This window comes from Clostridium sp. AM33-3 (genome assembly GCF_003480315.1).
Classification (GTDB): Bacteria; Bacillota; Clostridia; order Lachnospirales; family Lachnospiraceae; genus Brotaphodocola.
Map to the genome: position 1 here is coordinate 94,883 of NZ_QUIV01000004.1, position 22,112 is coordinate 116,994.

Consider the following 22,112-nt stretch of genomic DNA (forward strand, 5'->3'; position numbering starts at 1 on the left):
AATGGGGGATCGTGTTATATTGCGCCTGGAGGATATTGTTAAGACATTCCCGGGCGTAAAGGCTTTGGATGGGGTAAAGCTTGATGTGAAAGAGGGGGAGGTTCATGCGCTCTGCGGGGAGAACGGAGCCGGCAAATCAACCCTGATGAAGATCATTGCAGGCGCGCAGGGCTATACCTCCGGTCATATGTACATCAATGACCAGGAGGTGGTATTCCATTCAACCAAGGAAGCGGAAAAAATGGGGATTGCCATGATCTATCAGGAATTTAATATGGTTCCTGAGCTTTCTGTGGCAGAGAATATGTATCTTGGCAGACTGCCGAAAACACAGCTTGGGGTGGTTGACTGGAAAAAGCTTTATCAGGATGCGGATGAGGTTTTGAAAAAGCTCGGCTTAAAATTTGACTGCCGCAATAAAGTAAAGAATTTGTCGGTAGCAGAATCGCAGATGACGGAGATCGCAAAATGTCTGACGATCGGTGCAAAGGTTATTATCATGGATGAGCCAACTGCGGCACTGACAGATGAGGAAATTCAGATTTTATTCCGGATCATTGCGGAATTAAAGGCAAAGGGAATTTCTATTTTGTACATATCACACCGTATGGATGAAATTTTCCGGATTTCAGATCGGCTGACCGTATTCCGGGATGGAAAATACATTGCGACAAAAGCAATCGGAGAAACCGATTATGATGATGTGGTTTCCATGATGGTAGGACGGAGTGTGACCAACCTTTATCCGAAACGAAATTATGAAAAACAGGATGTTGCGATGGAACTTCGCAATGTAACCGGAAAGGGAGTACACGGTGTCAGCTTAAAGCTGCACAAAGGAGAAATTCTTGGTGTGGCAGGACTTCTTGGCTCCGGAACGATCGAACTATCCAAAATCGTATATGGTGCACTGCCGATGACGGATGGGGAAATTATCATCAATGGAGAGAAAAAAGATTGTTCCTCACCACGAAAAGCTTTAAAAGCAGGTATCGGGTTTGTCTCAGATGACCGTAAGCAGGAGGGACTGGTCCTGATCCGTAATATCCGGGAAAATATTTCCATGTCGTCTCTGGATAAGATCAGCAATGGTCTGTATCTGAATAAGGCAAAAGAAACAGAAAATATCAATGCAGAGGTAAAGCGCCTGAATATCAAGATCAGCAGTCCGGCTCAGCTTGCCGGAAAGCTGAGCGGCGGAAACCAGCAGAAAGTTGTATTCGCAAAGGTACTGGAGGCAGATCCGTCCATACTGATTCTGGACGAGCCTACCCGTGGTGTCGATGTGGGCGCAAAGGCAGAGATTTATCAGATTATGGATGAACTGACAAAGCAGGGAAAGAGCATTATTCTGATCTCAACGGATCTGCCCGAGGTGATCGGCATGAGTGACCGCGTGGTGATCATGCGTGAGGGATATACCGTTCTGGAAATTGATAAGTCAGAGATGAATCAGGAAAAAATATTAGCCTATGCGTCAGGAGGAGTCAGTGAAAATGAATAAGAAAAAATTAATCAATCAGATTAATATCTACCGCTCCGTGTTGATCCTTCTTGTGATCTGTGTATTTGCAACGATTTTGTCTCCAAGCTTTTTGAGTGTGACAAACCTGTTCAATGTTTTTAAGCAGATCACGGTAGCGGGAATTGTCGGATGCGGTATGACATTTGTAATTTTAACCGGTGGTATTGACCTTTCCGTTGGCTCTATTCTGGGATTATCCGGTGTACTGGCCTCCGGTGTGCTGGCATCGACCGGCAATACGGCTGTGGCTGTCGCAGTATCCCTGACAGTCGGTATTGCCTGCGGTGCAGTGAATGGATTTTTCGTATCTGTCTGTGGTATCCCGCCGTTTATTTCTACCCTTGGTATGATGACGTTGCTTCGCGGTGTGATTCTTGTATACACAAAAGGCTCGCCGATTCCGATCAAATCAGATGCCTACAAGTTCTTTGGTAAAGGCAGTATCGCAGGAATCCCGGTGCCGGTCATCATCCTCATCATTGTATTCTTATTGGCACATTATATCCTCACTCAGACCTCCTACGGGCGCAGTGTGTATGCGGTGGGCGGAAACCGCGAGGCAGCGCGTCTTTCCGGTATCCGGGTAAAAACCAGTGAGTTTCTGGTATATACCTTAAATGGTCTGATGTGTGGTATGGCAGGACTGATCCTGACAGCACGTCTTGGATCTGCGCAGTCCACAAGCGGAACAGGTATCGAGATGGATGCCATTGCAGCTGTTATTCTTGGGGGAACCAGCTTAAGCGGTGGTGTCGGATTCGTGCTTCCGACGGTAGTCGGCGCGATGATCATGGGTATTATTGATAACATCCTGACCCTTATGAACGTAAATCCGCATGCAACCAATATTGTGAAGGGTGCGGTGATCTTAATTGCAGTACTGGTGGACAAGAAGGTGAAGGATCTGTCTGCAAAGGCTGAATAAAAGGTGTAAATATCCCTGCGGGGAAAAATAAAAAAGGAGAATGTATTTATGAGAAAAAGAATGGGAGCAGCTTTTATGGCAATGGCAATGGTGTGCGCAGGTGTGACTGCATGTAGTTCAGGAGCCAGTGCACCGGCAGCAACAAAGGCAGAGAGCAAAGCAGAGGAGAAAGCCGACGAGAGTAAGGAAGAGACAGGCGGAGAGAAGAAGGATGGTTACGTGATCGGACTTGCAATGAATACGCAGACAAACCCGTTCTTCGTAGATGTAAAAGATGGTGTTCAGAAAGCGGCAGATGAGCATGGTATTGAGCTTTACATCACTGATGCACAGGATGATCCGACTATCCAGATGAAGGATGTGGAGAATCTGATCACGAAGAATCCGGACGCGATCATCATTGACACCTGTGATTCTGATGCAATTGTTTCTTCGATTGAGGCATGCAATGAGGCTGGCATTCCGGTATTTACCATGGACCGTGAAGCAAACGGCGGCGACGTTATTTCCCATATCGGTTACGATGCGATCAAATCCGGCAAACTCGCAGGTCAGTTCTTAGTAGATTCCCTTGGTGGAAAAGGAAAGATCGTTGAGCTGCAGGGTATTATGGGTACCAATGTTGCACAGCAGCGTTCAGAAGGTTTCAATTCGGTAATTGCTGAGAATCCGGATATGGAAATCGTTGCATGTCAGGTTGCTGATTTTGACCGTGCAAAAGCTATGAGTGTTATGGAGAACATTCTGCAGGCAAATCCGGAGATTGACGGATTATACGCTGCAAATGATGAGATGTTATTAGGTGCTCTGGAGGCTATGGATGCCGCAGGCAGGACTGCTGATATCGTTAAGGTTGGCTGTGATGCCATCGATGATACTCTGGAGGCAATCAAAGATAAACGTGTGGAAGCAACCATCGCAGAGCCGCCGTTCTTCCTTGGTAAAGCAATTCTGAACACTGCTTATGATTATCTTGAGGGCAAAGAGGTTGAAGCTCACGTTGTTCTGGATAATCAGCTTGTTACCCAGGATACCGTTGACAGTCTGGTAACAAAAGAGTGATCAGACACATTAAGATTCCCAACAGAATAAAGGCTCAGATCTAAATGGAACGCAGGGCTGCCGGACTTGGACCGGCGGCCCTGTTGTGCTGTGCGCCCTGTGCGCACGCTTCAAATAGAGGTTTTTTCTTGTTCCGTTCTGCGGCTTGTGTTATCATAAGGTAAAACGGAATGGGAGATACATGCAATGCAGACATTAAACCAGGATATCAAAACAGGGGAATTCAAACAGATCTATCTTTTATACGGGGAAGAGGCATTTTTAAAGAATAGCTACAAGAACCGCTTAAAAGAAGCCATCATCGGAGACGATACCATGAATTTTGCCCGCTTTGAGGGAAAGGGACTGGATGTGGACGAGCTGATCCGCCTCGCGGACACCATGCCGTTTTTTGCGGAGCGCCGTCTGATCCTGGTGGAGGACAGCGGCTTTTTTAAGAGTGCGTCGGATGCCCTGGTGCAGTATCTGCCATCCATGCCGGATACCACCATCCTGCTGTTTGTAGAAACGGAAGTGGATAAGCGGAACCGTCTTTATAAGAAAGTAAAGGATATGGGATATGCGGCAGAGTTAAACCGTCAGGACAGTGCCCAGCTCGCAAGATGGGCCGGCGGAATTCTTACGCGGGAGCAGAAGAAAATCACGAAGCATACGATGGAGCTGTTCTTAAGCATGGCGGGAGATGACATGGAAAATATCCGCATGGAACTGGAAAAGCTCATCAGCTATACCCTGGGCCGGGAGGTCATCACCGATGAGGATGTCCTGGCGGTCTGCACGGTGCAGGTGACAAACCGCATCTTTGAGATGGTGTCGGCCATTGTGAACCGGCAGCCCAGAAAGGCGATGGATCTTTATGAAGATCTTCTGACATTAAAAGAGCCGCCCATGCGTATTCTGTTCCTGATCGCAAGACAGTTCAATCAGCTGCTGCAGGTAAAGGATCTGATGGGAAAAGGTATGGATAAGGGAACCATTGCTTCTAAATTGAAGATGCAGCCTTTCGTAGTCGGAAAGACCATGCCGCAGGCCAGGCAGTTTGGCAGAGAACAGATCCTTTCCTATGTGGAGTTCTGCGTGGAGACAGAGGAAGCGGTAAAGAGCGGACGGCTGCAGGACCGGCTGGCAGTGGAGCTTCTGATCACCAGAGAATATAATAGTTGATTTTTTTTCCCTTTGATTGTAGCATATTATCTATGCGGAGTTTGTCGAACAAAGTCGCACGAATCTGTTTGCCTTTGCCAGAGATCCGCGTTAAAATATAAACAGCATCGAAAGGAGAACGACAATGAACGGAGCAGACATCCGTTTTGTACATCTTGGAATTACGATCAATCATCTGAAAAGCAGTATTTCAGTATTCGGATTCCGGATTGCGTTTTATGGCATCATCATCGGAATCGGAATGCTGGCAGGGCTGTGGATCGCCCAGTCAGATGCAAAGCGCAGAGGGCAGGACCCGGAGCTGTATCTGGATTTTGCACTATACGCGATCATATGTTCCATTATCGGTGCAAGATTGTATTATGTGATTTTTGAGTGGGACTATTATAAGAACAATCTACTGCAGATTTTTAACCTGAGAGCCGGCGGTCTTGCTATCTATGGTGGCGTCATTGCGGGAGCCATCACCATGATCGTCTACACACGGATGAAAAAAGTATCCTTTTTTTCCATGGCTGACACAGGTGTGCTTGGACTGGTTACCGGTCAGATCATCGGCCGGTGGGGAAACTTCTTTAACTGCGAGGCATTTGGCGGCTATACAGACAGTCTGCTGGCCATGCGGATCAGACGGGCTCTGGTGAATGATAATATGCTGAATGCAGATGTTCTGAACCACAGAATTGTGGAAAACGGGGTGGAATATATTCAGGTGCACCCCACCTTTTTTTACGAGTCCTGCTGGAATTTGTGCCTTTTACTCTTTATGCTGTGGTTTCGCAGATATAAAAAGTATGATGGACAGATGCTCTGGATTTATTTGTTTGGTTATGGGATAGGACGTTTCTGGATCGAGAGCCTGCGTACAGACCAGCTGATCCTGTTCGGAACCGGACTTCCGGTATCTCAGGCGCTCTCCCTGGTCCTGATCCTGGTGGCAGCAGGAAACCTGATCTGGAGAGGATATCGGCACAGACAGAAAACCTGACAGCAACAAAGCCATGACAAAGACGCAAAATCAAGCCATAAAACATGTCGCAGTATTGTTATGATGCACCTTGCACCATCTGACAACTGGAAGGAGAAAAGCAGACATGGAAATTTCCAAGGAGGAACTGGTTGTGTGTATTGAGCGTGCCAGAAAGAAACTGGATGGCAGTATTGCGAACAAAGACGATTATCGCTATATTTATGAAAACAGCATAGCGCTTGACCGCCTGCTTGAGATATACATCAGCATGGAATATTAATGAAAAGATTCTTAACAAAGGTTTAACATCCATTCCGGAAGGGTGTCCACAAAAGAAGTGTGGATATCCTTCTTTTTTTGACGATAATTCCTGGATTTTCCAGTCGTTTTTGTTAAAAAAAACTTGCTATTTTCTTACGCATGTACTAAACTTAGAATACAAGTGGTGGAAAGTGGCACAAAGTGGTTTGAAATGGTACAAAAGTGGCATATGTGGGTGCCAGATGACAGGGTAACAGGTGATTGATTATGTTCATGGGTGAATACAATCATACAGTGGACGCGAAGGGAAGACTGATTGTCCCTTCCAAATTCAGAGAACAGCTTGGAGACGAATTCGTTGTAACGAAAGGGCTCGATGGCTGTTTATTCGTCTATGAAAACACCGAATGGAAAGCTCTGGAAGAAAAGCTGCATGCCCTGCCTCTTACCAATGCAAACGCACGAAAGTTTTCACGCTTTTTTCTTGCGGGTGCTACTACCTGTGAAGTAGACAAACAGGGACGGATTTTGCTGCCGGCTGTTTTAAGGGAGTTTGCCAAGATCGATAAAGACGCAGTGTTAGTCGGCGTAGGAAGCCGGATTGAGATCTGGAGCAGAGATAATTGGAATCAGTCAAACACCTACGACGACATGGAAGAAATTGCAGAAAATATGGAGGGTCTTGGAATTTAAGATGGCATTTGAGCATAAATCAGTATTACTGTATGAAACGGTTGACAGCCTGAACATCAGGCCGGACGGTATCTATGTGGATGGAACCCTGGGCGGAGGCGGACATGCCTATGAGGTCTGCAGACGGCTGGGAGAACATGGACGCCTGATCGGCATCGACCAGGATGCAGACGCGATCGCGGCGGCCACCAAACGCCTGGAGCCGTTTGCGGACAAGGTTACGGTGGTACGAAGCAACTATGAGAATATTGCTTCGGTCCTTCATGAGCTTGGTATTGAGAAGGTGGACGGCATTTATCTGGATCTGGGAGTTTCCTCCTATCAGCTGGATACTGCTTCCCGGGGCTTTACCTACCGGGAGGATGCGCCGCTGGATATGCGTATGGACCAGCGGAATACCCAGACGGCAGCAGATATTGTGAATACCTATAGCGAGATGGAACTTTACCGGATCATCCGTGATTATGGAGAGGACCGTTTTGCCAAGAATATTGCCAAGCACATTGTGCGGCAGCGTCAGGAAAAGCCTTACGAGACGACCGGAGAACTCATTGAGACCATAAAGGCCGCAATTCCGGCCAAAATCCGGGCAACGGGAGGTCACCCGGCCAAGCGTACGTTTCAGGCAATCCGCATTGAGCTAAACCATGAGCTGGATGTATTAAACTGCTCCATCGATACCATGATTGACCTCCTGAATCCGGGAGGACGGTTAAGCATTATTACCTTCCATTCGCTGGAAGACCGGATCGTGAAAAAACGCTTCCGGGACAATGAAAATCCCTGCATCTGCCCGCCGGAATTCCCGGTATGCATGTGCGGCAGAAAGAGCAAAGGCACTGTGATCACAAGAAAACCCATCGTGCCGGGGGAAGAAGAATTAGAATACAACAAGCGCTCGAAGAGTTCCAAGCTTCGGGTATTTGAAAGAGCATAAATAAAAGAGAATCTTACGTAAGAGAAAAAAGGAGGAATGAGTATGGCTTCGCACAGAGCAGCAAACCAGGGCTATGTGTACGGAACTGCAGCCAGAAATATGGCAGCAGAGAGGGAACGCACAAGAAAGCAGAGAGTGGTGCAGTACCGCCAGGATATGAGCCATACTGTCAGAAAAAATCAGGAAAAGGCACTTCAGATGAATCTGCCGTACGTGATCATGCTGACACTGGCAGCAGTCTGCGCGCTGTATATCTGTATCGGGTATCTGCATGTGCAGTCCTCCATGACCGCAAAGATCCACAACATTGAGACGCTGGAGCAGCAGCTGGAGCAGCTTCGCTCTGAGAACGATGCGCTGCAGACCCGCATCAATACCGATATGGACCTGGATCACATCTACAAGGTAGCTACAGAGGAACTTGGCATGGTATATGCCAACCGTAATCAGGTGTTATTATATGATAAAACGGAAAGCGAGTATGTAAGACAATATGAGGACATCCCAAAACACTAATCAGGATTCAAGGATGGGGGAGAAGCGAAGATCCGGTGCACGCCGGATCTTCACGAGATATATGCAGGAAAAGCTGGCGATCACAGTTATTGTGATTACGCTGGCTTTGTTTGCGTTAATCTATGTGTTGTATCACATCATTACCACAAAGCAGGACAGCTACAACCAGATCGTGCTGTCCCAGCAGCAGTATGACAGCCGTGTGCTGCCGTACCGGCGGGGCGATATCGTAGACCGCAACGGCACATATCTGGCAACTACGGAGAAGGTATATAATCTGATCATTGACCCGAAGCAGATCATGTCGGCGGAAACAGATTATCTGGACGCAACGGTCACGGCACTTGTCACGGTGTTTGATTATGATGAGACTGAGATGAAAAATCTGATCCGGGATAATTCCGGAAAGGCGTATCTGCGTTATGCGAAACAGCTTTCCTATGACCAGAAGGAAGCGTTCGAACAGTACCAGTCTGATACCAATAAGGCCAATGCCAAGGTGGATTCAAAGGCCCGTGTCAAGGGAATCTGGTTTGAAGATGAATTTAAACGGATCTATCCTTATAATTCCCTGGCCTGTAATGTGATCGGCTTTGCGACCAGCGATGGCGGCACGGGAAACGGCGGTATTGAACAGTCCTATAATGATTCACTGGTAGGTACCAATGGCCGGGAATATGGTTATCTGAATGATGATTCCAACCTGGAACGTGTCATCAAACCGGCAGAGAACGGAGATACGATAGTGTCCACAATTGATGTGAATATCCAGAACGCAGTGGAAAAGCGCATCAATGAGTGGATGTCAGATCCGGGTTCCGAGCATATCGGCGTTATGGTTATGAATCCCAACAATGGTGAAGTCCTGGCTATGGCTAACAATAGCATGTTTGATCTGAATAACCCGAGGAGCGCAGCAGACAGCTGCAGTGAAGAAGAATTGCGGACATACGGATTAAAGGAGGCTATGCAGACGTATAACCGCCAGCATAAGAAAACAGATGGCAGCACCATCACCACCGATCAGGTCCCGGAGCATTACTCAGCAGATGAGATTCGTTCTTTTGGCCTTCAGGTAGCCTGGAACCAGAAATGGCGGAATTATGATATCAGTGATACCTTTGAGCCTGGTTCTCCGTCCAAAATCTTTACGGTTGCGGCAGCTCTGGAGGAGGGTGTGATCTCTCCGAATGATACCTTCTATTGCGATGGCTATCAGGAGGTGGCGGGACATCAGATTAAGTGTACAGCCTTTCGGAAGGGCGGACATGGTATGCTGACTGCGGCGGAGGCCCTGATGGTTTCCTGCAATGATGCCATGATGCAGATTGCGGCCAAGATGGGAGCAACCACGTTTACCCGCTATATGACAGCCTTTGGGTTTGGCCAGAAGACCGGTATCGACCTGCCGGGTGAGGCAGATGCGAAGGGACTGGTGCGAAGTGCCAGCGAGATGAACTCTGCGGACCTGGCGACCAACTCCTTCGGACAGAACTATAACTGTTCCATGATCCAGATGGCGGCAGCCTACTGCTCTGTGATCAACGGAGGCTCTTATTATGAGCCTCATGTGGTAAAGCAGATCTTAAATGAACAGGGTTCCGTGGTGAAGGAAGTAAAACCGAAACTGGTCCGGGAAACAGTATCCGAGTCGACCAGCAACTTTATCAAGGATGCGCTGTTCCGCACAGTTTCTGAGGGAACCGGTAAGGCAGCGGCTGTAGAAGGCTATGAGATTGCCGGAAAGACTGGTACGGCAGAGAAAATTCCGCGTTCCGCGAAGAATTATCTGCTTTCCTTCTGTGGCTTTGCGCCGGCTTACGATCCGCAGGTGCTGGTGTACGTAACGATAGATACTCCGCACGTGGAGGATCAGCCGCACAGTACTTATGCCAGCGGGGTGTTCTCAAAAATCATGGGAGATATTCTTCCATATCTGAATGTATTCCCATCTGTAGACTTTGAGACACAGCAGAATGAGGCGGCTGCGCAGCTTCCGGAGGCAGAGGGTATCACTGACAACAGCGGGCTGACTTCAGAAACTGAGACACCGGAAGAGCCGAAGGTATATGAGACCGAAGAATATATTGAGCCGGGTGATGATTCTGATCTGCCGGAGGATGTGCCGGAGAGTACAGAAGACGGAGAGAATGGAGGCAGCTATGTGCTTCCGCCTCAGACGGTTTCGGAGACATCTGCTTCGGAGAACAGTAACGGAAGCGAAGAGACTTCTGCAAAGACGGCAGATCAGAACGAGACAGGCGCGCAGGAAAACCAGCCGGAGCGGGAAACCATGAGTGAAACATCTGCTGCAGAAGAATAAAAAGATCCGGATATCTCATACAATAGAATAATGACTGCTTTAAGGAGCTGGTATGGGAATGCTAAAACTGCTGTCTGTGCAGCATGGAAACCACAGCACGTTCCTGACGCATCACCGGAAGCGGATAGCCGTCCTGTTTGGCCTGCTGTGTTTTTGTATGGCAGGGCTGACTGGGCGGCTTGTGTTTCTTATGCTGTACCGGGCGGACCATTACAGTGAGATGGCAGAAGAGCTGCATCAGCGGGAACGTTCAATCAAGGCGGCCAGAGGCCGGATCCTGGATCGAAATGGAACGGTGATCGCAGCCAACCGGACTGTCTGCACCATTTCCGTGATCCATAACCAGATTAAAAATCCGGAGACAGTCATTCAAAGTCTCTGTGAAATTTTGGGGACAGAGGAGGATTCTGTCCGGAAAAAAGTGGAAAAACGCAGCTCCCGTGAAATCATCCGTACGAATGTGGATAAGGAGACTGGCGACCGGATCCGGGAATTGCATCTGGCAGGCGTGAAGGTGGATGAGGATTACAGGCGTTCCTATCCCTTTGACAGTCTTGCTTCGAAGGTGCTTGGTTTTACCGGAGGAGATAATCAGGGAATCATTGGCCTGGAGGCTGCATATGAATCCATCTTAAAAGGAAAGAACGGAACTATCCTCACTATGACGGATGCGGCCGGAGTGGAGCTGGAAAATGCGTTTGAGGAGCGGATCGAACCAGTGGCCGGGGCAGATCTATACCTGAGCCTGGATGTAAATATCCAGCAATATGCTGAACAGGCGGCACTTACGGTTATGGAACAAAAAAGCGCAAAACGGGTGTCTGTTATTGTCATGGATCCTCAGAATGGGGAAATCCTGGCAATGGTCAATGTACCCGAATTTAATCTCAACGATCCGTTCACATTAAATACAGAAGAGACAGCAGTGCTTTCGGCAAAGGAAAAACAGAAACGCCTGAATCAGATGTGGAGAAATCCATCCATCAATGATACCTACGAGCCTGGGTCTACCTTTAAGATCATTACTGCGGCAGCAGGCCTGGAGGCTGGTGCTGTGGCTCTGACAGACCGGTTTTCCTGCCCTGGCTTTCGGGTTGTGGAGGACCGGAAGATCCGTTGCCACAAGGTGGGCGGACATGGAGAGGAGACCTTTCTGCAGGGGGCCATGAACTCCTGCAATCCGGTGTTCATCGATGTGGGACAGCGTCTTGGCATTGACCGGTACTGTCAGTATTTTGAACAGTTCGGACTGCGGGAGAAAACCGGTATCGATCTGCCTGGAGAAGCCTCCACCATCATGCACAAAAAAGAAAACATGGGGCTGGTGGAGCTGGCCACAGTCTCCTTTGGCCAGTCTTTTCAGATTACGCCCATTCAGCTGATCACCACGGCAGCATCCATTGTGAATGGAGGCGTGCGGATTACACCTCATTTTGGCGTGAAGGCAGTGGCGGCGGATGGAAGCTTTCTCCATAGGTTTTCTTACCCGGAGGGAAAACGGATCCTTTCGGAGGAGACCAGCAAAACCATGCGTTACGTGCTGGAACAGGTGGTGGCGGAGGGCAGCGGAAAAAAGGCGGCGGTGTCAGGCTTTCACATAGGCGGAAAGACAGCTACCTCTGAAAAATTGCCGCGAAGCCTGAAAAAATATATTTCTTCCTTTGTGGGCTTTGCACCGGCGGACGATCCGCAGGTGATCGCTCTGATCACCATTGATGAGCCTCAGGGCATCTATTATGGCGGAACCATTGCAGCTCCTGTGATCGCGGATATTTTTCAGAACATTCTGCCGTATCTGGGGATCCGGCGAGAGAGCCATTTTTAGTTGATTATTCAAACGAAAAGACGTATACTTATGAATATGTCAAAAATACATAAGGAATTTAGGAGAGTATCATGATTAACGAAACTATTCTTGCGATCATCATCGCATTTGCAGTCAGCGCGATCCTCTGCCCGATCGTGATCCCGTTTCTGCATAAGCTGAAATTCGGGCAGCAGGTCAGGGAAGACGGACCTCAGGCACATTTAAAAAAGCAGGGAACACCGACCATGGGCGGTCTGGTATTCCTGACTGCTGTAGTGATCACATCCCTGTTATATATTCGCGATTATCCGCGCATCATTCCGGTGCTGTTCATGACCGTGGGCTTTGGCGTTATCGGCTTTCTGGATGATTACATCAAGATCGTGATGAAGCGTTCAGAGGGTTTAAATCCGGTTCAGAAGCTGATCGGACAATTTATCATCACCGGCATTTTTGTATACTACCTGGTGTGCTCAGGTGAGGTTGGCACTTCCATGCTGGTACCATTTACCGGCGGCTTTGAGCACGGACTTTATCTGAATCTTGGTTTTCTGTTTATTCCGTTTGTATTCTTCGTGGTTCTCGGAACCGATAACGGCGTGAACTTTACCGATGGTCTGGATGGTCTTTGCACCAGTGTGACCATTTTGGTGGCAACATTTTTAACCATTATTTCCATTGGAGAAAACAGCGGCATCAGCCCGATCACCGGAGCGGTTGTAGGCAGCCTGCTTGGTTTTTTGCTGTTTAATGTTTATCCGGCAAAGGTATTTATGGGCGACACCGGCTCCCTGGCTCTGGGCGGTTTTGTATCAGCCAGCGCATTCATGATGCAGATTCCGCTGTTCATCCCCATCATTGGTTTGATCTACCTGGTGGAGGTGCTGTCAGTTATCATGCAGGTGTCTTATTTTAAGGCGACTCACGGAAAACGCATTTTCCGCATGGCGCCGATCCATCATCATTTCGAGCTGGGCGGTTGGTCTGAGACCCGGGTGGTCGCAGTCTTTTCCATTGTTACCGCTCTGCTTTGTCTGGTGGCATACTTAGGATTATAATCGGAAGAACAGGAGGTATATGAGATGAGTCAGAAAGTATTAGTGGCAGGTACCGGCAAGAGCGGTATCGCAGCAGCAAAGCTTCTTCTTGCCATGGGCGGTGAGGTCGTGCTTTATGACGGCAACGACAAACTGGATCCGGAGAAGATCAAAGAAAATTTTGAGGAAGACGCAAAGGTTACCGTTGTTCTGGGAGAGCTTACCAGACCGGATCTGTTAGGCGTAGAGCTTTCCATCATCAGTCCGGGCATTCCGCTGGATGCTCCGTTTGTACCGGTACTGGATGAGGCCAAAATCCCGATCTGGAGTGAGATCCAGCTGGCATACCATGTGGCAAAGGGTAGGCTGATCGCCATTACCGGAACCAACGGAAAGACGACTACAACTGCATTGACCGGTGCTATCATGAAGACATTTTTCAACGAGGTGTTTGTGGTAGGAAACATTGGCATTCCGTATACCGATGTGGCCCTGGACACGACCGAAAAGTCTGTGACCGTGGCGGAGGTTTCCAGCTTCCAGCTTGAGACCATCATGGATTTTCATCCAAATGTCAGCGCTATCCTGAACATCACGCCGGATCACTTAAACCGTCACGGAACCATGGAAAATTATATCGAAGTGAAAGAGCGTGTGGCGGTCAACCAGACAGAGGATGACTGCATTGTGCTGAATTACGATGACAAGGTACTGCGCGAGTTTGGCGAGAAGAAGGATCTGAAACCGAAGGTCATCTTCTTCTCCAGCACCCAGGCCTTAAAAGAGGGCATGTACTTAGACGGTGACATGATGATCTATGCACATGACGGCAAAAAAGAGGAAGTCTTAAACGTAAAGACGGATATGCAGCTTCTCGGCAAGCACAATCACGAGAATGTCATGGCAGCAGTAGCCATGAGCATCCGCATGGGCGTGCCGATGGACCTGATCCGAAAAGCAGTAAAGGAATTTAAGGCCGTTGAGCACCGTATCGAGTTTGTTCTGGAGCGTTCCGGAGTCCGTTACTACAACGATTCCAAGGGAACCAACCCGGACGCAGCGATCCAGGCAATCCGAGCCATGCCGGGACCGACTGTCCTGATCGCAGGCGGCTATGACAAGCACAGTGAATACGATGAGTGGATTGAAGCATTTGGCGATAAGGTAAAATACCTGGTGCTGATCGGTCAGACCCGCGACAAGATTGCGGAGTGTGCAAGAAGCCACGGCTTTACGGATATCATGTATGCAGAGGATATGCCAGAGGCAGTACGTGTCTGTGCTGCTTATGCCAATGCGGGAGATAATGTGCTTCTGTCTCCGGCCTGCGCAAGCTGGGGAATGTTTGACAACTACGAGCAGCGCGGCGAAATTTTCAAGGAATGCGTAAGAAACCTGTAGGAGGATTGGTATGGCAAAGAAAAACCGGCCAAAACGGTTTTATGATTACAGTCTGTTGTTCTGTATCATATTTCTGTCGGTGTTCGGACTGGTCATGATCTACAGCGCCAGCTCCTACACGGCACAGTTAAAATACAACAATGCCGGTTATTTCATGATGCGCCAGCTTAAGATTGCGGCAGGAGGTCTGGTCCTGGCTTTGTTCATCTCCAAACTGGATTATCACTGGTATGCGAAATTTTCCATCTTCGCGTATATGTTGTCTTATGTGCTGATGATCGCTGTTACTCTGGTGGGTAAAGAGGTAAACGGCAAAAAGCGGTGGCTGGGCGTAGGCTCCCTGAGCTTCCAGCCGACCGAGTTTGTAAAGATAGCCCTGATCATTTTCCTAGCCGTGCTGATCACCCGGATGGGCGCAAAGGTCAATGAATGGAACAATATGTTCCGGGTTATGGGGCTGGCCATTCCGATTGCCGGCATTGTAGCGGCAAACAACTTAAGCTCCGGTATCATCATCATGGGAATTGCCTTTGTGATGCTGTTTGTGGCCTGTAAAAAGCAGTGGCCATTTTATGCCTGCGGAGGTCTGGCGATGCTTGCAGTCGTCACGGCCGGTCCACTGGCAATTTTTCTTGAGAAGATCAAGCTCCTGAAGCCGTATCAGCTGAGCCGTATCCATGTATGGCTGTCTCCGGAGAGCTATCCGATGGATGGCGGATACCAGGTGCTCCAGGGACTTTATGCCATCGGCTCCGGCGGTCTGTTTGGCAAGGGACTGGGCGAGAGTATCCAGAAGATGGGCTTTGTGCCGGAGGCACAGAATGATATGATTTTTTCGATCATCTGTGAGGAACTTGGATTGTTCGGAGCTGTTTCCGTCATCCTCATCTTCCTGTTTATGATTTACCGGTTCATGCTGATCGCGAATAATGCGCCGGATCTTCTGGGTGCCCTGATCGTGGTAGGCGTTATGGCCCATATCGCGATCCAGGTCGTTTTAAATATCGCAGTAGTAACCAACACGATTCCGAATACGGGAATCACGCTGCCCTTTATCAGTTACGGGGGCACGTCGGTACTGTTTCTGATGATGGAAATGGGCATGGTACTTGGCGTATCCAATCAGATCCGGCTGGAACGGTAAAACAGAAAAAACAGATATGCAGACTGCAGGAACCGATGGTTCCCAGGGTACATAAGATATAAAAGAAGGAATTCGTGAAAATTGTGTGCGGGAGGGAACGTGGTTTGTCGGTGCTTCGGATAGAAGGATCATACAGTCTGGACGGAATCATCAAAATACAGGGTTCCAAGAATGGGGTGCTGCCGGTTATGGCAGCATCTCTTCTTCATAACGGAACCACGGTACTGGAGCATGTCCCCAAAATACAGGATGTTTTCTGTATGTTGGGGATTTTGAACGCTTTGGGGGCAGACTGTCGGATGGAGGAAAACCGTCTGGTGATTTCGGCAGTATCTCTGAGCGGATCCAGGATCCCGGAGATACTGGCCGGACAGATGCGATCTTCGGTCATGCTTCTTGGACCGCTGCTTGCACGTCTTGGACAGGTGGAGACCAGTCTGCCGGGGGGCTGCCGCATTGGCAGACGACCGGTGGATCTGCATTTTCTGGGATTAACGGCACTGGGGGCTTCGGTGGAAAAACAAAATGGCATGATCCGGGCAGTCTGCCCATCTGGCGGACTGAGCGGAGCCAGAATCCATCTTCCATATCCAAGTGTAGGAGCTACGGAAAACATCCTGATGGCAGCTGCCGGGGCCAGAGGCGAAACGGTTCTGACCGGGGCAGCCCGGGAGCCGGAAATAGAAATTCTGTGCGGCTTTTTGCGTGCCATGGGTGTCAGGGTGGAGGGCGAAGGCACTTCCGTGATAAAGATCCGCGGAACATCCACATTTGAGGATACCAGCTTTTTTATTCCGGGAGACCGGATCGTGGCAGGAACCTATCTGGGAGCGGTGCTGTGCGCAGGCGGCCGGGTGTTTCTGGAACAGGCTCCGGCTGGTCATATGGAGCGGACCATTGAGACAGCCCGGCAGATGGGGGCCACGGTGGAAAGTTTAGAAGAGGGAATCCGGGTATCCATGCGTGGGCGCCCGCATCCGATCCGTCTTGAGACCGGACCTTACCCGGAGTTCCCCACAGATATGCAGTCTGTGATGATGGCTGCAGCCTCCATTGCGGATGGAACCTCAAGGATTCAGGAGAACGTATTTGAAAACCGTTTTTGCGCGGCAAAAGAATTGCAGAAACTTGGGGCACATATTATAATAGAAAACAAACTTGCGGTTGTGGATGGTGTGAATGCCTTAAAAGGCACCCGTATGGCGGCAGAAGACCTGCGCGGAGGTGCTGCGCTGGCGGTGGCTGCACTTGCTGCTGACGGAACCAGTTTTCTTGACGGGTATGAGCATATCAGCCGCGGCTACGAGGATATCCGCAGTGACCTGGCGGGAGCCGGGGCGCGTATCAGCCTGATCGGCTGAAGCAGCGGATGCGTCAGGAGGATAGGAGAAAAGAACAGATGGAATATGGATCAGGCAGGAAGAAAACAGTGATCCTGGCTGTGGTGGTACTTCTGCTGATTGCAGTTATGGCGGGAATATGCTTGATCAAGCTGAAGGAGATCACTGTGACAGGCAATGAAAAATATACGGATGAACAGCTGATCAGTCTGGTTTTTCCGGACGATGTAAGCCGCAGTACGGTATTTACTTATCTGCGGGAGCACTTTGGAAAACATGAGAAGATTCCGTTTGTGGAGGATTACAAGCTGGTGTTTAAGGGACCGTCACGTGCGGAGATCATTGTCTACGAAAAGAGTGTGGTGGGCTATGTGTCCTATATGAGCAGTTATATGTATTTTGATAAGGACGGTATCATCGTGGAAAGTGCCAGCAAAAAGCTCCCTGGCATTCCCTGGATCACAGGACTGAAGTTCGGTCATATCGTCCTTTACCAGAAGCTTCCTGTGGAAAGCGACCGCATATTTGAGGAAATCTTAAATCTCACGCAGATTCTTTCTATTTATGGACTGAGTGTGGACAAGATTCAGTACAATAGCATTGGAGATGCGACTCTTTATATGGGAGATATTGAGGTGATCCTGGGAAACAGTGCCGGGCTCAATGGCAAGATCGCAGAGCTTGGAGATATGCTCCCGCAGCTGGAAGGAAAAAGCGGTACCCTGTATCTGGATACTTACGATGAGACCAAGACAAATCCCATGTATACCTTCAAACCGAGGGGATAGTTTTTTGGGCTCATTGCGAAAAAAACGGTTGATATTTTTATGGAAATCACCTATAGTATTACATAGACTAGTTTTTTATATGATATTACAAAAATGTTACATAAGGCCAATGAAAGAAGTTAAGGAGGAATTATCTTGTTAGAGATTAAGATAAATGAAGCGGAGAACTCCGCGAAAATCGTTGTGATCGGTGTCGGCGGTGCCGGCAACAATGCAGTAAACCGCATGGTAGATGAGAATATTGCGGGTGTGGAGTTCATTGGCATCAACACAGATAAACAGGCGCTGCAGTTCTGCAAGGCTCCGACTGCCATGCAGATCGGTGAGAAGCTGACCAAGGGCTTAGGCGCTGGCGCAAAGCCGGAGGTTGGACAGAAGGCAGCAGAGGAGAGCTCAGAGGAAATCGCACAGGCTATCAAGGGTGCTGACATGGTGTTTGTCACCTGCGGTATGGGCGGCGGTACCGGTACCGGTGCAGCTCCGGTTATTGCAAAGATCGCAAAAGACATGGGCATTCTGACTGTTGGTGTTGTAACCAAGCCGTTCCGTTTCGAGGCAAAGGCACGTATGAGCAACGCACTGTCCGGAATTGAAAACTTAAAGGCAAGCGTGGACACCCTCATCGTAATTCCGAATGACAAACTTCTTGAAATCGTTGACCGCAGAACTACCATGCCGGACGCATTAAAGAAGGCAGACGAAGTTCTTCAGCAGGCAGTACAGGGTATTACCGACCTGATCAATGTACCTGGCCTGATCAACCTTGACTTCGCAGATGTTCAGACTGTCATGACCGACAAGGGCATCGCTCATATCGGCATTGGCCATGCCAAGGGTGATGATAAGGCGGTTGAGGCTGTAAAGCAGGCAGTAGCAAGCCCGCTGTTAGAGACCACCATCGAGGGCGCTACCCATGTTATCATCAATATTTCCGGCGATATCAGCCTGATCGAGGCAAACGAGGCTGCAAGCTATGTTCAGGAGCTGGCTGGAGATGACGCAAACATCATCTTTGGTGCTATGTATGACGAGAACGCTCAGGATGAGGCAACCATCACCGTTATCGCAACTGGTCTGGATGCTCACGCAAGCACTCCGGTTAACAAGGCTATGGCTGAGTTTGGCAGCTTTAAGCCGAAAATGCCATCCGGCTTAAACTTAAACACCCAGAGCCGCACCGCTGCTGCTGAGGCAGGTGCAACTGCACCGAAGGCTGCACCGCAGCTGCATGCTCAGGCTCCGACTGTAAAGCCGGTTCAGACGCAGGCTGTACAGCAGGCAGCTTCCACACAGGCTGCTGCACCGAGTCAGGGTTCTTACCGTCCGTTAAACCAGACTCAGATCAATATCCCGGATTTCTTAAAGAATAAGAGATAATCCATCTTTCAAACAAAATCGACAAAGACAGAAAACCAGATTTGGCTTTCTGTCTTTTTTTGTCGTTCAAAAATACGGATTGTTTCTGTCAGATTGACAAAATTTTTCCTTCGGAATGATTATAATGGGGAACATGAGCAGTGAGAATGATTATCAGCGTAATGCTCATGCTGGCAGGAGGACATGGTAGCATGACAGAAACACTGTATCTGGATCTGTTTTTTCTGGTGAATCTGTCCGCAGATCTGTATTTGCTGTTTCTTACCGGGATGATTTTGCGGGAGCCGGTAAGGAGACGAAAAGGACGGTTGTTTCTTGGGGCGGCTGTGGGGGCCGCAGTCGGATGTGTCCTGGTATTCTTTCCCAAACTTCCGCTTCCGGTTTGGATTCTTCTGGAACTTGCAATCCCGGCCCTGCTGATGACGCAGGTGGCTTTTGGCCGCTGCAGCCTTTTAGAAACATTGCGGCGGGTTACCGTACTGGGGCTTACAGCGGTTTTAAGCGGCGGTGTATTTGCAGCGCTGGAAGCGACGAAACGTGCCTGGGAGCTGACACCCTGGACTTTCCGGGAGTTTGGACTTGCACTCAGCGCAGCGGGAGGAATGCTTTGGACGGGAACAGTGTTCCTTAAGAATGGAATAACGTTGCGAAGCAGTCTGTATGAAGTGACGCTGCATTACCAGGGAAAACAGAAAACAGTTCTGGCACTGTTGGATACAGGAAATCAGCTGTATGAGCCGTACGGTCACCAGCCAGTCCATATTCTGGAAAAGAATGCCTGGCCGGAGTTTCCTGAACCGGTTTTCAAGGTGATTTATATTCCCTTCTGCTCAGTAGGAAATGAACACGGGATTCTGCCTGCCGTCCGCATGGAAAGGATGGAAGTGCGGCAGCGGGGAGAGAAAATCCGTGTGCTGGAGCACCCGTGGGTGGCGATCAGTGAAACACCGTTATCTGTACGGCATCAATACGAGATGCTTCTGCATGGAGAATGATAAGATAGGACCGGGAGGATGGAAAAATGATCATGAAAGTTTCAGTACCAAATCGTTTTCAGTTTAAGGCAGTTTCTTCCTTTACCACAATGCTGTGGCAGAAAAAGGGTGAAGTCCATTATATCGGCGGGGCAGATATTCTTCCGCCTCCTCTGGAAAGCAAAAGAGAAGCGGAAATGATCTCCCGGTTGGGAACTGAAGGGGAGAAGGAAGCCAGAGCTCTTTTAATTGAGCATAATCTGCGGCTTGTAGTGTATATAGCAAAGAAGTTTGATAATACGGCGGTGGGAGTGGAAGATCTGATCTCAATCGGCACCATCGGACTGATCAAGGCCATCAACACATTTAATCCGGAGAAAAATATCAAGCTGGCCACCTATGCATCCCGCTGCATTGAGAATGAAATCCTCATGTACCTGCGCCGCAGCAGCAAGATGAAGGCGGAGGTATCCATTGATGAACCGCTGAATGTGGACTGGGATGGAAATGAACTGCTGTTGTCGGATATTCTCGGAACAGATGATGACATAATCTACCGGGGACTGGAGGATGAGACGGAACGCCAGCTGTTAAAATCTGCGATCGACCGCCTGAGCCCACGGGAGAAAACGATTGTTGAGCTGCGTTACGGATTAAAGAATGCGGAGGATGAAGAGATGACGCAGAAGGAAGTGGCAGACCGCCTGGGAATTTCACAGTCCTATATCTCACGTCTGGAAAAGAAAATCATGAAACGTCTGAAAAAGGAAATTGTCCGTTTTGAGTAATCTGCTGGTCTGGGTGTTAAGAGGACTTCTGGCGCTGTGCCTGCAGCTTCGATATCCGGCAGTGCGGTTTCAAAAAGAAGAATCCGTGCGGAAAGATCCGGCTTATGCGGTTTACGAGACATACAGGTATGCGTACGAGCGGTACGGATACCTGTTTTCCTATGCGGAGAAAACAGAAGAAAAGGAAAATACCGCTTCGGATGGAACAGAAGCGGTGCAGGCCGGTGCCGAAAACATGCTTTCTGCAGCATCCCTGGCCCGCCTTCAGGACTATGACTATCTCATGAAGCAGTATTTCAGCGTGCATGCTTCCACCACGGCAGAACGCAGCCTCATGAAGGCGGAGAGGCTTCTGGAAACCGATGTAGGACTGACGAAAAATCCGGATGAGCCTCAGATCCTGATATACCACACCCATGCCAGCGAAACCTATGCGGATTATGGACCGCAGAATACGGACGCGGATGTAGTGGGAGCCGGAACCTATCTGACAGAGCTGCTGCGTCAGCGTGGCTGGAATGTGATCCATGACACTACAGCCTATGACCGGAAAGAAGGAAAGCTGGAACGCAGCCGTGCCTATACTTATGCCCTGGAAGGCGTGCAGGGGATTTTACAGACACATCCGACGATCGAGGTTGTGCTGGATCTGCACCGGGACGGTGTGGCAGATTCGGTGCGGCTGACGGAGAATATCAATGGAAAGCCTACGGCCCAGATCATGTTTTTTCAGGGTATGAGCCGCACGCCGGAGGGCGAGATCGCTTATCTGCCCAATCCGCATCTGCAGGAAAACCTTGCCTTTTGTTTTCAGATGCAGCTGGCCTGTGGACGATATCCGGGATTTGCAAGGAAAATTTACCTGAAGGGGCTGCGCTACAACCTGCACCTGCGGGGCAGATCTTCTCTGATCGAGGCCGGAGCCCAGACCAACACGAAAGAGGAGGTGTGGAATGCCATGGAGCTGTTGGCAGAGGTGGTGGATACGGTGCTCGATCCGGTGACGCAGAAATAGACATGCAGGAATTCACACATGCAGAAACCACAGCGATACGCTCTTGCAAGGAACCTGAAAAAATG

Annotated in this window: 20 protein-coding genes; all 20 read left to right on the forward strand. The window is 49.2% G+C overall.

Going from position 1 to position 22,112, the window contains the following annotated elements:
• Window position 1: 1 nt before the first annotated feature.
• The 20 genes from DW819_RS03630 to DW819_RS03720 all read left to right on the forward strand — a co-directional run bounded on the left by DW819_RS03630 (window position 2) and on the right by DW819_RS03720 (window position 22,047).
• Window positions 2-1,504 (forward strand): sugar ABC transporter ATP-binding protein, encoded by a 1,503-nt coding sequence (locus DW819_RS03630; protein ID WP_118732114.1) that lies wholly within the window; start codon window positions 2-4, stop codon window positions 1,502-1,504.
• Window positions 1,497-2,450 (forward strand): ribose ABC transporter permease, encoded by a 954-nt coding sequence (locus DW819_RS03635; protein WP_347560155.1) that lies wholly within the window; start codon window positions 1,497-1,499, stop codon window positions 2,448-2,450. Before DW819_RS03630 ends, DW819_RS03635 begins: the two co-directional genes overlap by 8 nt.
• Before the next feature lie 48 nt (window positions 2,451-2,498).
• On the forward strand, window positions 2,499-3,512 hold the full coding sequence (locus DW819_RS03640) for a substrate-binding domain-containing protein (RefSeq protein WP_118732116.1): 1,014 nt from the start codon (window positions 2,499-2,501) through the stop codon (window positions 3,510-3,512).
• Window positions 3,513-3,698: 186 nt separating this feature from the next.
• Window positions 3,699-4,676, forward strand: a complete 978-nt coding sequence (gene holA, locus DW819_RS03645) for a DNA polymerase III subunit delta (RefSeq protein ID WP_118732117.1) — start codon at window positions 3,699-3,701, stop codon at window positions 4,674-4,676.
• A 124-nt stretch (window positions 4,677-4,800) separates the two neighbouring features.
• The gene (lgt, locus tag DW819_RS03650) at window positions 4,801-5,664 is read left to right on the forward strand and encodes a prolipoprotein diacylglyceryl transferase (protein ID WP_118732118.1); all 864 of its coding nucleotides are present in this window, start codon (window positions 4,801-4,803) and stop codon (window positions 5,662-5,664) included.
• Between the two features lie 106 nt (window positions 5,665-5,770).
• Window positions 5,771-5,926: a hypothetical protein gene (locus tag DW819_RS15565; protein WP_177304654.1), complete on the forward strand. Its 156-nt coding sequence runs from the start codon at window positions 5,771-5,773 to the stop codon at window positions 5,924-5,926.
• A 248-nt stretch (window positions 5,927-6,174) separates the two neighbouring features.
• The gene (gene mraZ / locus DW819_RS03655) at window positions 6,175-6,600 is read left to right on the forward strand and encodes a division/cell wall cluster transcriptional repressor MraZ (RefSeq protein ID WP_118718949.1); all 426 of its coding nucleotides are present in this window, start codon (window positions 6,175-6,177) and stop codon (window positions 6,598-6,600) included.
• Between the two features lies 1 nt (window position 6,601).
• Window positions 6,602-7,537 (forward strand): 16S rRNA (cytosine(1402)-N(4))-methyltransferase RsmH, encoded by a 936-nt coding sequence (gene rsmH, locus DW819_RS03660; RefSeq protein WP_118732119.1) that lies wholly within the window; start codon window positions 6,602-6,604, stop codon window positions 7,535-7,537.
• 42 nt (window positions 7,538-7,579) lie between these two features.
• On the forward strand, window positions 7,580-8,053 hold the full coding sequence (locus DW819_RS03665; RefSeq protein WP_347560156.1) for a septum formation initiator family protein: 474 nt from the start codon (window positions 7,580-7,582) through the stop codon (window positions 8,051-8,053).
• Between the two features lie 13 nt (window positions 8,054-8,066).
• Window positions 8,067-10,376: a penicillin-binding transpeptidase domain-containing protein gene (locus tag DW819_RS03670; RefSeq protein WP_243025539.1), complete on the forward strand. Its 2,310-nt coding sequence runs from the start codon at window positions 8,067-8,069 to the stop codon at window positions 10,374-10,376.
• 52 nt (window positions 10,377-10,428) lie between these two features.
• Complete coding sequence (locus DW819_RS03675; protein WP_347560157.1) at window positions 10,429-12,201, forward strand: penicillin-binding transpeptidase domain-containing protein; 1,773 nt, start codon at window positions 10,429-10,431, stop codon at window positions 12,199-12,201.
• Window positions 12,202-12,272: 71 nt separating this feature from the next.
• A complete protein-coding gene (gene mraY, locus DW819_RS03680) occupies window positions 12,273-13,241 on the forward strand; it encodes a phospho-N-acetylmuramoyl-pentapeptide-transferase (RefSeq protein WP_118732121.1) in 969 nt (322 codons plus the stop codon).
• Window positions 13,242-13,265: 24 nt separating this feature from the next.
• Window positions 13,266-14,621, forward strand: a complete 1,356-nt coding sequence (murD, locus tag DW819_RS03685; RefSeq protein WP_118732122.1) for a UDP-N-acetylmuramoyl-L-alanine--D-glutamate ligase — start codon at window positions 13,266-13,268, stop codon at window positions 14,619-14,621.
• 10 nt (window positions 14,622-14,631) lie between these two features.
• On the forward strand, window positions 14,632-15,765 hold the full coding sequence (locus DW819_RS03690; RefSeq protein WP_118732123.1) for an FtsW/RodA/SpoVE family cell cycle protein: 1,134 nt from the start codon (window positions 14,632-14,634) through the stop codon (window positions 15,763-15,765).
• Between the two features lie 110 nt (window positions 15,766-15,875).
• The gene (gene murA, locus DW819_RS03695) at window positions 15,876-17,126 is read left to right on the forward strand and encodes a UDP-N-acetylglucosamine 1-carboxyvinyltransferase (RefSeq protein ID WP_243025552.1); all 1,251 of its coding nucleotides are present in this window, start codon (window positions 15,876-15,878) and stop codon (window positions 17,124-17,126) included.
• A gap of 38 nt (window positions 17,127-17,164) precedes the next feature.
• A complete protein-coding gene (locus DW819_RS03700) occupies window positions 17,165-17,893 on the forward strand; it encodes a cell division protein FtsQ/DivIB (protein ID WP_118732125.1) in 729 nt (242 codons plus the stop codon).
• 135 nt (window positions 17,894-18,028) lie between these two features.
• Window positions 18,029-19,270 carry a cell division protein FtsZ gene (gene ftsZ, locus DW819_RS03705; protein WP_118732126.1) on the forward strand — a complete coding sequence of 414 codons (1,242 nt, stop codon included), beginning with the start codon at window positions 18,029-18,031 and terminating at the stop codon, window positions 19,268-19,270.
• Between the two features lie 191 nt (window positions 19,271-19,461).
• Window positions 19,462-20,265: a sigma-E processing peptidase SpoIIGA gene (locus DW819_RS03710; RefSeq protein ID WP_177304658.1), complete on the forward strand. Its 804-nt coding sequence runs from the start codon at window positions 19,462-19,464 to the stop codon at window positions 20,263-20,265.
• Window positions 20,266-20,291: 26 nt separating this feature from the next.
• Complete coding sequence (gene sigE, locus DW819_RS03715) at window positions 20,292-21,032, forward strand: RNA polymerase sporulation sigma factor SigE (RefSeq protein ID WP_118732128.1); 741 nt, start codon at window positions 20,292-20,294, stop codon at window positions 21,030-21,032.
• Window positions 21,025-22,047, forward strand: a complete 1,023-nt coding sequence (locus tag DW819_RS03720) for a stage II sporulation protein P (RefSeq protein ID WP_243025541.1) — start codon at window positions 21,025-21,027, stop codon at window positions 22,045-22,047. Before sigE ends, DW819_RS03720 begins: the two co-directional genes overlap by 8 nt.
• The last annotated feature ends 65 nt before the right edge of the window (window positions 22,048-22,112 follow it).